The following is a 10,980-nucleotide window of genomic DNA, read 5'->3' on the forward strand; positions in this document are numbered from 1 at the left end:
CACAGCCAGGACCGTGATCTTCCTGCTGGCAGGGAAACTCGACTTCCGCAGTCTCAATCCGCATGTGTATGCTTAACCCACTTGGAATTCAACAGACCCTGAATTGTTGAGCGCACGTCAATTAGGTATGCACTAACGCCGCTCGATAGGAGACGGCCGTTGCAGCGGAGTATGTGAGCGTTAATCTTGCAGTGATTAACGTCTTTACTGACAGTCAACTCTAGGTTTTTGGCATTTACATTTGCTGCCACAAGAGCTTCTCGAAGTATAATTGAACCAACTACGTTGGATATGCGGACTCCTTTCGTAGGCACCCCGCCAATTTCGATCGAGCCTCGGCCCTTTATGCTGGCAATTCTTGCATTACCATCGATCGTGGTTTTGCGCTTAGCTTCTAGGTCGTCATCGTTTGGCTTGACAGTAAGAGAATAATCGACGCCTTCCTCTTTAGGGGAAACCAGATAGCGCCCAGCACCTACTTCTAAATGGAATTTCTTTCGTCCAATATTAAGTTTTGTCTGATGCTGGTTTGACCCATCGACTCTTGCACCGTATACCCTCTTGGAGATATCAATATTATGGGCATTCTTAATGAGAATCGACACATCTTTAGAAATAAATCTTGCGTCTATATCAAGCTTTGCCCTGCGACTGCCATCCAGTATTATTGTCCAGCCTTGAGGGATGCTACCAAAGGCTATCACTTGTTCGTTTCGTTGGGTAAGGGATACCTGTCTATCCTTTAATTCAGTTATCGTCAGATTATCTGGAATCCAATCGGGTTTTTCGGTTCCTTCTTTCATTTCGCCTAAGCTGTCCACCATTAGTCACCCCAACTGTTCTTCGTATTCGCTTGTTAACGCTCGCACATTAGCGATATAAATGCACTTGAAACTCCATGAATGTGTTTCTAATATTGTCAATGCTTCCTAGTTCTCGGACTGCATCATTGACGCTGTGATACTTCAGATCGATTAGATGGGGTAGTTTTTCCGGATCGAGTTCCGTGACGCCGCGTTCAACGTAGTGGTCGAGCACGAATTCCAGGAACTCCTTTTGAGAGTAATCGATACTCTCGAAGATCAGTGGCCGATGTGACTCGACGCGCTCAGCACGGCTGATCGGGGGACGGGCCCAGGCGACATAGGCCAGCACGTCGAACAGGTCGCTGTTGTCTGCATCGATCAGACGGCCGATCTCGCGGAGCTGCTCGGTGCCGTAGCCCTTTTCCTCCAAGCCTTCGAGTAGGGCCTTGCGTGTCATTGGCTTGCTCCAGAGCTCCCGCAACTCATCCTCGTTGCGGAAAAGCTCCGGCAACTCCCCGAATAGGTTTTCGACAAATTGAGCGGCGGACATGGGCTTGCCATCTGGGCTCCAGAAGCTGGTCGCGCTCATGTGACGGATAGTGCGCTCCTTTCCGTCGGCCAGCTTGATCTTGACCTTTCGTCGCTTCCTACAAACACAGGGATACTCCCCACATGCGGGACACGGCTCTGGTGGCTCTTTCTCACAAGCACAGGGGAGCTCTCCACAGACCGGGCAAGGCCTTGGCGGATTCACTGCGCACGTACAGGGCTGGTTCCCGCACATTCCGCAGGGGTCCGGCTCCAGCGGCTCCCCATCCCACTCGGAATCATTGAAGTGCTCGTAGGCCTTCACGAAGTCGTAGATCGTGAAGTAATCCTTCCCGTCATACAGTCGGGTGCCACGGCCGATGATCTGCTTGAATTCGATCATCGAGTTGACCGGACGCATCAGTACGATGTTGCGCACGTTGCGAGCATCGACACCGGTCGAAAGCTTCTGAGAGGTGGTCAGAATGGTCGGAATAGTCTTCTCGTTGTCCTGGAACAAGCGCAGGAACCGCTCGCCCTCGGCGCCGTCATTGGCCGTCACGCGCACGCAATAGTTCGGGTCGGAACTGGGCTTGCTTTGGTTGATCAGGTCGCGAACCGCCAGGGCGTGTTCCTGCGTGGCGCAGAACACCAGAGTCTTCTCACGCGGGTTGATCTGCTTCATGAACAGCCTGACGCGGTATGCCTCCCGTTCCTTGATCTCTATGACGCGATTGAAGTCATCCTCACTGTAGCGCCGCCCCTCTTCGACTTCGCCCTCGATCACCTGGTCGTCAGCCGTATAGATGTAGTCGTCCAGGGTCGTTGCGATCTGGCGGACCTTGAAGGGCGAGAGATAGCCGTCGTTGATGCCTTCCTTGAGCGAATAGATGTAGACCGGCTCGCCGAAGTAGGCGTAGGTATCGGCGTTATATGTTCTCTTGGGCGTGGCGGTGAGCCCGAGCTGCACAGCCGGCGCAAAATACTCGAGAATGCCGCGCCAGTTGCTCTCGTCATGGGCGCCGCCGCGGTGGCACTCGTCAATGACGATGAAATCGAAGAAATCCGGCGGATAGTCGCCGAAGTTGGGCGCCGGGTTGCCGTCCTCATCCGTCCCGGTCATGAAAGTCTGGAAGATGGTGAAGAACAGGCTGCCGTTCTTGGGCACACGCCCGTGCTTTCGGATCACTGCCGGGTCGATGCGTACCAGGGCATCTTCGGGAAAGGCCGAGAAGTCGTTGAAGGCCTGGTTGGCCAGGATATTGCGGTCGGCCAGGAACAGGATGCGCGGACGTCGGCCCGGCTCGCCGCTCGCGCGCGCCGCCAGCGACCAACGGGCATGGAACAGCTTCCAGGCGATCTGAAAGGCGATGGCGGTCTTGCCGGTGCCGGTCGCCAGGGTCAGCAAGATGCGGTCGCGACCTTCGGCGATGGCTTCCAAGGCGCGGTTGATGGCGTTGTGCTGGTAATAGCGAGGCTGCCAGAAACCGCCCTTATCCTCGAAGGGTATGGCGCCGAAGCGCTCGCGCCAGGGCTGCGGGCGCTCGAAAGTTGCGTCCCACAGCTTGTCCGGAGAAGGCCAGTCATCCAGCTCGCCTTCCTCGCCGGTGTGCATGTCGACCCGGTAGATGCCAGTGCCGTTGGTGGCGAAGGCGAAGCGAGCCTGCAGGCGCTCGGCGTAGCGCTTGGCCTGGGCCAGGCCTTCGGTCACCGGCAATTCGCGCTTCTTGGCCTCGATAACGCCCAGTTTCTGGCCGCGGTAGAACAGCACGTAGTCGGCAATATCCTGCTTTCCGCGCCGACCGGCCCCGATCAGCCGCCCGGGTGCGATTACCTCCCTCCCGACCCGGCTGCCTTCAGCTACACCCCAGCCGGCCTCTCTCAAACCGGGGTCGATCAGTTCGGCGCGAGTTTCAGCTTCGTTCATCCCCAAGGCCCCATACAAATCAAACTCTGCTTAAGTACCTTTGGCCCAAATTAGCACGTAAGCACCTCATTATCGACTCATAGCTCGCGAACAGCGTCACCTCATTCCTCTTAAACAGAATTTCGAGTAAGATTTCAGGCAGTAGCTGATTCGACCTCGCGATCAGTATCGTCGGCCGTCAATTCTCCGGAGAAGGCTTTCTGGAGGAGGGATTGTTTGAGCTCGCCGAGACCATTCAACTTGCGGGCATAGAGATGCTCAAGTTTCACGATCTCCCCTTTCATCTGATTTAAATATTTAGCAACGGCCGCTTGTTCGTGAAGTTTCGATGGATACTTGACTAAAATCTCACCAAGCTTCTTGGGCGAGGTATGGCGAACCTTGACGCCGGACGCGGTGGCTTGAACTGCCGTTCTGAAGGCGTTCGTATTAAACTGATGAAAGAAGAAGTCATTGTGCCATTGGACACCATCGCGTACCAATACACGCCCCAAACGCTGATTGTGAAGGAATCGGTCAGATTCGGGAACAACCAATGAACTTCCCAGGAGCCCTTTCGCTTGTTCGGTCATGGCGATCAGAAATTCACCTCGATCCAAGAGGAAATCCTTCGGGATCTCACCGGTATAGTATTTTGTCTTAACTCCCTGATCACGAAATCCGCCTTGCTCCCAGAAAGAACCAGGAGTCAGCAGAACGTAATGCCCTGTCTCTGAAAAGTACTGACTCTTGAATGCGAATCCATGCTTGATAGAACATAGCTCATCAAGTCGTAATAACGCCCATGAATCGGGCGCCTCTGAGAACGTTGCATTAAGGTTCGAACTGAACACTTCCCGCGCATTGTCGAGGTTCTTTTCGGTATTGGCGATGGCCTGTTCAATGCCCGCGAAGGCCTCGCCGAGAATGGCGACGATGCGTCTTTGCTGTCTCAGAGGAGGCGTTGGAATAGGAAATTTCTTGAGCTTGCCGGCTGCAAGCTCCTTGAATGTCGTTCCACTGCCAAGGTCGTCCAGCCTCTTCACGTTCGACAAAAGCCAGTAGTACAAGAACTTGTGGTGCAAGCCCTCACCGGGAACGATGCCTCGACACCCCTGGTTGAACGCCATGGGCTTTTCATTGATCACCAAGTGACCAATCGGCGCCCTTGTTGACAGTATGACCGACTTTGGTGGTAGCAACGAGGCGGAGCTATGGGCGAGCCCCTCGTCTGTAAGAGAACGACGGCTATCTCTCAAATATGGCTTGAGCAACCCGCCCATTTCGGCGGGCGTGATCCACAGGTGCGGCCCACCCCAGTACTCAGAAACCTTTGTCTTCGGCGTTCCACCATTGATGACTCTCGCGACATCTTCAAGCGCCGCCACGCGCCACTCATGCTTCACAGCACCCCCCTGATCCCTTCCAGGATCTCCCTGGTCTCCGCATCCAGCGTCGCGATCTCGTTGATGATCACCTCCGGGTCACGTAGCGGGGCTTCTTCGGCCTTGTTTGGATTCTTGACCGACAGGTCCCAGGAGTCCTTGTTGATCTCGTCGATATCGACCGTCCAGGACTGGTCGGAATCGGCAAAGGTCTGCTGCAGTTCGACGAAGTCGGCCAGGTCGTCATCGTTAAGCGGGTTGGTTTTGCCCAGGCTTCTGCCCGGATCAAGCTGGTAGTACCAGATCTTTCTCGTCGGCGCGCCCTTTTCGAGGAACAGCACTACGGTCTTCACGCCCGCACCCAGGAAGGTTCCGCCGGGGCAATCGAGCACGGTGTGCAGGTTGCAGTTCTCCAGCAGTTCCTGGCGCAGGGCGCGCGAGGCGTTGTCGGAGTTAGACAGGAAAGTGTTTTTAATGACGATGGCCGCCCGGCCACCGGCCTTGAGGTACTTGATGAAGTGCTGAAGAAACAGGAAGGCCGTCTCGCCGGTCTTGATTGGGAAGTTCTGCTGGATCTCCTTGCGTTCCTTGCCACCGAAGGGCGGATTGGCCAGGATGATGTCGTAGCGATCCTTCTCCTGGATGTCGGCCAGTGACTCGGTCAGGCTATTGGTGTGGACGATGTTGGGCGCCTCGATGCCGTGCAGGATCATGTTCATGATGCCGATCACGTACGGCAGGCTCTTCTTTTCCTTCCCGTAGAAGGTGCGCCGCTGCAGGGTATCGAGGTCTTCGGTTGACAGTTTCGGCGGGTTCTCCCGGTCGGGGCCGTAGCGCAGGTAGTCGTGGGCCTCGCACAGGAAGCCGGCCGAACCGACCGCCGCGTCGTAGATGCGCTCGCCGATCTTGGGCTTCGTGACCCGCACCATGGCGCGAATCAGCGGGCGCGGGGTGTAGTACTCGCCGCCGTTGCGGCCGGCGTTGCCCATATTGCGGATCTTGGCCTCGTACAGGTGCGAGAGCTCGTGCTTTTCCTTCTGCGAGTCAAAGCTCAGCGTGTCGACCAGTTCAAGCGCGTCGCGCAGCCCGTAGCCGCTGGTGAACTTGTTGCGAACTTCCGAGAAAATCTCGCCGATCTTGTACTCGATGGTGTCGGTATCGGCGACGCGCTCGCGGAACCCCTGCAGGTAGGGAAAGAGCTTCAGGTTCACGAACTCGACCAAGTCGTCGCCGGTCAGGGCGTTGTTGTGGTCGAACTCGCCCTGATCGTCTTTCGGGGCTGCCCAGCTCGACCAGCGGTACCTTTCGTTTAGCAGGAAGTCGTAGGGCTTGCCGACCAGCTCGGCTTCCATCGCGCGCTCACGCTCGAGGTCATCCAGGTACTTGAGAAACAGCATCCAGGAAGTCTGCTCGGTGTAATCCAGCTCGGTGGCACAGCCGGCTTCCTTCCAGAGCACGTCATCGATATTGCGAAACGTTTGTTCAAACACAAGCCTATAAATCCTTTCCTGCTAGGGGTCGTGATACGACTACAATGGCACTTACAGCGACGTTTTAATTATAAGACGTCAATAGTCGCATGCTCACCCAACGCTCAACAAAGAAATCCACAAACTAGAATTTGGCTTCTTATAGATAAACCCAAGAGCTGTAAGCCCAAACTAAACTAATACATCTTCTTTCAACCATTCTATAAAACCTTCCTCATCTAGACCTCCCTCAGGGCCAGCTGCTCTATCCGCCAGAAAAGCTGCCAAAAGCTCCCCATCCACTCCAACAACCCCAGACCTGTTCAGCAGTTTCCAAGCGCGGGAACTTAACGAGCCCCCAGTTACGAGAATCGTGAAGACAGGGTCACTAATACGAATTGACAAATTCGGGAAGGGAGATTTTTCGGTGGAAACAACCCCGCTTCGACCAAGAGCAACAGATCCGACAAGATCTCGGACTTCTGGTGTGCCGGCTTGAGTCTTGATGTATTGTTTTGCTTGACCAACTAACCAGATTGATAGCTGCTTTTGAATTGTCGGCTTCAAATCTTTAGGAAAGAAAATGCTCTCACCCTCCAGTAGTCCGTAGAAGTCAATACCATCGTCGGCTGTTGATCTTGTTACATATGCATCCTTCACGCCGATAATTTCGATAAACTTTCTACACAACAATTCAAACTCATCGGGATTTAATCTTTCCACAATCTTCTGATAACTTGAGACTTGTAACCGGCGCTCCTTTTGCACCCGGATATCCGAGGAGTCATTTGGCTCCACAAAGCATGCGCCCTGTATTTTCTCAGCATCCGCAGAGTTAAAGCATATTCGTGCCGGCTTGCCTTGCCGTTCAAGCTGACTGAGCTCAGTTCTAAGCTTCTTCAGTACACGACCCTTCCAACTTTCTGCTTTCTCGAGGGCGAACGACCTATGCTGTTTCCATCCTTTATCAAGCACAACCTCCGCCACCACTTCCAAAGCATCTTTTGGCGAAGACTCTATTGGAAATTCCTCTAGCAGATACTTTACAACCAACCTTGGGCCTGGCTTCATAACGAATGCACCAATTATGAGGGGTCATTTGCCAGAAGGTCATGATCCCTTAAGCGCCTTTCTATCAGATCATGGAGCTCTGACAATAAGCCCGTATCATCAGAGTCGAGATCTCTCAGCTGTTCTACAGCCATGTTATCTAGAGCGGAACGAGCCGCTTGCACATCATCTCGCCATGCCTTTGCGAGTTCTTTTTGATGTGCTGCCGCCACAGCCTCTTGAAACGTTCTATGAGGGTCAAGTAAGATCCGCCTTGACTCCTTTACGGCCAAAATGTATCGCAGCTCTCTTACTTGAGAATAACCTGTTATCTTTGCTTCTAGCTCATCGTCATTGTCATCAACTGATGGGGTTATTAAGGAATAAAATAGCCTTAGATTGTCTTCCTCAAGGAATTTACTTTGATCCTCATCCCACTCAAGCCAATCACGCACAATTGGAAGAGACACTGCCTCATGAAATAGGGGGTACATTTCGGACGTTGCGTGCTCTCCAAACTCTTCGTCAGCCTGCAGTTGCTGAAGGGCTTTGAAGGCTCGATATCGCCTATTTACTTCGTGCGTACTTAGAGCAAGTCTTTCTGCCACATCTTGCGGATCAAGATTAAGGTCGTCGTGCATTTGCACAATCAGGCTCGCTCTTTGGTACCCCCCCCACTGCTTGATACCGGAGACATGCCTAATACCCATGAGGCTCGCGCGAAAGGCCTCGTCTTCGCCATCTTCTTCCGCGATCAGAACTGGTAATTCTTGGATTGATGAAAGCACATGCTCCGGAATGTCAATTCCGGCGTCATGATCTTCTAATATTGATTTGATAGCAGCAACCCGCCTGTTGCCTTCTATAACGACATAGAGATCTTCCTTGGACTCATAGGGCCTTACAACAATCCGTTCCACTGGAATGAAACCATTTCTCATTATTGATTTTTTTAAATCAGAAAGCTTCTCTGATTCAATAAGGCGCCTGAAAGTTCTCGTTTGGACGCTTTCCTCATGAAATCTTTCTTCGTTTGCAAACTGAAATTCACTGGCGTCTTGAAAGCGAAAGTTATTTGGGTCAAGTAGAAGTGATGCGGGGGAAACATTTTCTGAACGCAAAGCCGGCATGGTCACTGTCTCCATATATCGAAATATTAATAGCAAATATAGTTAACTCAAATCGTATGGCGTGAAGTTAATCGCAGAATATGCGATTTATCTTCTTCAGACCGGCCAGAAGAGCCGGGTCAACGGGATAAGAGCACGAGTTTCTTGGTCGGCATTGTCGTAGTTCTCCACCAGGGCCTGAACCAGATCGTCCAGGTCCCACAGCATCAGCGGGATATTGGCGCGCTCGGACTCGTAGCGGGCGTCCTTGGTAAACCCGCCGGTAGAGACGAAAAGGCCCTTGTCGCTGGCGTGACGGCCGCCCACCAAGTTTCGGATTTCCTTGCTGCCGATGGCTGTACCCGAACGGTGCTTGACCTCGACGATGATGCGCGGCGACTCGAACCCGAATCCATCCGGCGAGGCCAGGATATCGATCCCCAGGTCCGAGCCCTCACGCGAAACGCGGGTCTTGTAGCCCATCGACCGCAGGACGCCGGCAACCAACTGTTCCAGCTCACGCCAGTCAAGGCGGTTGATCCGATCCTTGGTGATCTCCAAGGCGCGGGCGCGGTAGCCCTCGAGCAGCGCATCCTCGTCCTGGTCTTCGGATTCCTCCTCAGGTTCCTCCGGACCCGGCTGAGGCGCTGGCTGGCCTGACAGCGCGCGGAGAATCTCCTCGCCCACGTCATCCGGGAGCCGGAAAAGGGTCAGCGTCGAGCCCAGCGAGTTGCGGGCACGAGACGACAAAGCATCTCGCTCGACCTCGCCCTCCCAGTCCACGGCGCGATAATGCTGGAAATCAGCGATTGTGCCAGGCTGGTGGCGATAGTCGCTGGCGATGGTCCCAACATGGTAGACGCGACGACTGGAATCATAGGTCACCACCCGGTCACCGCGCTGGACCTCGTCGCGGAATCGAATCCACTGGCTGGCCGCAGCCTGGAGCCTCCCCTGCTTGAAATCGGGCCGCTCCGCCTTGAGCGCATCCAGAAGGGCCTGCTTGCCTGAAAACTGGGCCAGATCCCCAACTGGGGCGGCTCCTAGGGCCACGAGCCCCTTTTCGACGAATTCGTCGGCCAGCCGGCCGCCTGAAGCCGATCGCACCATCCAGAGTGTCATGAAATCCCCTCAACCTGATGTTCAAAGGCAAGCTTACCGCAGAACCCAGAATGTCCCCAAGCGCCGGCCGGTCCAGCAGGGTGCCCGCTGTAAGCCCAGGCATCAGTCGGAGCAGTCACTCCAGTCGTGCTCCTTGACATGCTCGGTACTGGCGTAGGCTGCCTCGAGCGCACTTCGAATTGCCAGATCGAGAAGTCCCCTAACATCTTTGATCTCCCACCAGTCTTGGGGATCAGCGTCGTAGAAAGTCCGGAGCGCTCGGCAAATTTGCCTGTTCGGCCAGTTTGTGGAGTAAATCTCCTCAATCTCGGCGAGAAGCGTTGCCTCCGGGGGCGAATTCTCGAGCTTCCACTTCTCTGCGCTCGTAAGGCAATTCTTGACCACCACCTGCCACCCAATGAGAATGGCGGGGAAAGCCTTCTCGGGCTCGCTTTGGCATCCGGTTAACGCAGTTTCAGAGAGGCGGAGCCCCTTGACGACCTCCATCACGTCGAACTCAGATTCTGGAATTACCATCCCACACCTCCTGAATCACGGGCCAACGGAGCGGACCCTGCCCGCCGGGGGTACATATCTCGCTACCAACCGTCGGATATGATTTTTTGACAAGTTGCTTTCTCTAGCCAGGTATCTCTGAGCCGACTTTCTTGAACTTTGGTTAGAGTAGGCAAGGAACTTGAAAATGAGCACGCGACCGAGCTCTTCCTTTCGTTGTCCACGTATACTGAGCTCCTGCTTATACGCAGACTTGACTTCTTCCGCAAAGGAAGGAAAGTGGTATTCGATCGCACCGGTGGAAGTTCCTGCCGCTTTCGCAATCGCCTTTAGGGGCTGAGGAACATCCTTTGAATTACGCGCGCTCCTCAGACGCTCCAGAAGCTCTTTACGGCATATTCGCGGTCGTTTCGGCCGGGGCTTCAAATTGTCAGGCAGCTCAACTAGCCACCTCGGATCGAGAACCTGTGTGACGGGCTGCAAACGACCGGCGAGTATCTGATAGAGGTCCACGCCTAGTCTGTAAGCCACCCGCCTTAGAACGGGCAAGGTTAGCTCTTTCTCTCCACAAACAATGGAAATGCACTCGTCGCGAGGCAGCACGTCCCACAGGCGTTTCTCCTCCTCCCGACGCCATACCTCGGAAAACAGCTCATCTACACAGTTCTGGGCTGCCTTCTGGCTGAGCAACTGATTGGGATACTCGTTGAATCCGGCAACTAAGCCAACCAGATCTCGGTAGTAGATACCTTCATCTTCTCTATTAGGGCGACTGGCACCCAGGCCAATAAGGCTGGAGCCACAACCCACGCACTGCCCAATGGATCGCCGAAATCTACACGAATTCTGCTTTGACTGGCAGTGAGGACAGCGCTCGATGATCTCGCATCTATGTAGATGGCAAATACAGTAGTCACGGATCGACCAGATTAACTGCAAATGTGGCGCCTGACCTAATTCGGATTGCTCGGAAAAGCATAAGGGGCACCACGCAATGTTATTCCTAAATACGGGTCTGTTGAATTCCAAGTGGGTTAAGCATACACATGCGGATTGAGACTGCGGAAGTCGAGTTTCCCTGCCAGCAGGAAGATCACGGTCCTGGCTGTG

The 10,980-nt window shown here is 54.2% G+C and carries 8 protein-coding genes; all 8 read right to left on the bottom strand.

Features of this window, described 5'->3' with window-relative positions; genetic code table 11:
• Positions 1–53 precede the first annotated feature (53 nt).
• Positions 54–803 carry a hypothetical protein gene (locus ACDC67_RS15675; protein ID WP_376694574.1) on the bottom strand — a complete coding sequence of 250 codons (750 nt, stop codon included), beginning with the start codon at positions 801–803 and terminating at the stop codon, positions 54–56.
• 67 nt (positions 804–870) lie between these two features.
• Entirely contained in the window at positions 871–3,261 is a 2,391-nt protein-coding gene (hsdR, locus tag ACDC67_RS15680) for an EcoAI/FtnUII family type I restriction enzme subunit R (RefSeq protein WP_376694575.1), read from the bottom strand.
• Positions 3,262–3,395: 134 nt separating this feature from the next.
• Complete coding sequence (locus tag ACDC67_RS15685; protein WP_376694576.1) at positions 3,396–4,628, bottom strand: restriction endonuclease subunit S; 1,233 nt, start codon at positions 4,626–4,628, stop codon at positions 3,396–3,398.
• Between the two features lie 14 nt (positions 4,629–4,642).
• Positions 4,643–6,115 carry a class I SAM-dependent DNA methyltransferase gene (locus ACDC67_RS15690; protein ID WP_376694577.1) on the bottom strand — a complete coding sequence of 491 codons (1,473 nt, stop codon included), beginning with the start codon at positions 6,113–6,115 and terminating at the stop codon, positions 4,643–4,645.
• A 171-nt stretch (positions 6,116–6,286) separates the two neighbouring features.
• Complete coding sequence (locus ACDC67_RS15695) at positions 6,287–7,165, bottom strand: restriction endonuclease (protein ID WP_376694578.1); 879 nt, start codon at positions 7,163–7,165, stop codon at positions 6,287–6,289.
• Positions 7,166–7,179: 14 nt separating this feature from the next.
• Entirely contained in the window at positions 7,180–8,274 is a 1,095-nt protein-coding gene (locus ACDC67_RS15700; RefSeq protein WP_376694579.1) for a ParB/Srx family N-terminal domain-containing protein, read from the bottom strand.
• A gap of 96 nt (positions 8,275–8,370) precedes the next feature.
• On the bottom strand, positions 8,371–9,375 hold the full coding sequence (locus ACDC67_RS15705) for a restriction endonuclease (protein ID WP_376694580.1): 1,005 nt from the start codon (positions 9,373–9,375) through the stop codon (positions 8,371–8,373).
• A gap of 102 nt (positions 9,376–9,477) precedes the next feature.
• Entirely contained in the window at positions 9,478–9,891 is a 414-nt protein-coding gene (locus ACDC67_RS15710) for a hypothetical protein (protein ID WP_376694581.1), read from the bottom strand.
• Between the last annotated feature and the right edge of the window lie 1,089 nt (positions 9,892–10,980).

This window comes from Wenzhouxiangella indolica, from assembly GCF_042310355.1.
Classification (GTDB): Bacteria; Pseudomonadota; Gammaproteobacteria; order Xanthomonadales; family Wenzhouxiangellaceae; genus Wenzhouxiangella.

Coding starts and splice junctions, on each gene's coding strand:
- ACDC67_RS15710 (WP_376694581.1), bottom strand. CDS start 9,891: ATGGTAATTCCAGAATCTGAGTTCGACGTGATGGAGGTCGTCAAGGGG.
- ACDC67_RS15675 (WP_376694574.1), bottom strand. CDS start 803: ATGAAAGAAGGAACCGAAAAACCCGATTGGATTCCAGATAATCTGACG.
- ACDC67_RS15705 (WP_376694580.1), bottom strand. CDS start 9,375: ATGACACTCTGGATGGTGCGATCGGCTTCAGGCGGCCGGCTGGCCGAC.
- ACDC67_RS15700 (WP_376694579.1), bottom strand. CDS start 8,274: ATGCCGGCTTTGCGTTCAGAAAATGTTTCCCCCGCATCACTTCTACTT.
- hsdR (WP_376694575.1), bottom strand. CDS start 3,261: ATGAACGAAGCTGAAACTCGCGCCGAACTGATCGACCCCGGTTTGAGA.
- ACDC67_RS15695 (WP_376694578.1), bottom strand. CDS start 7,165: ATGAAGCCAGGCCCAAGGTTGGTTGTAAAGTATCTGCTAGAGGAATTT.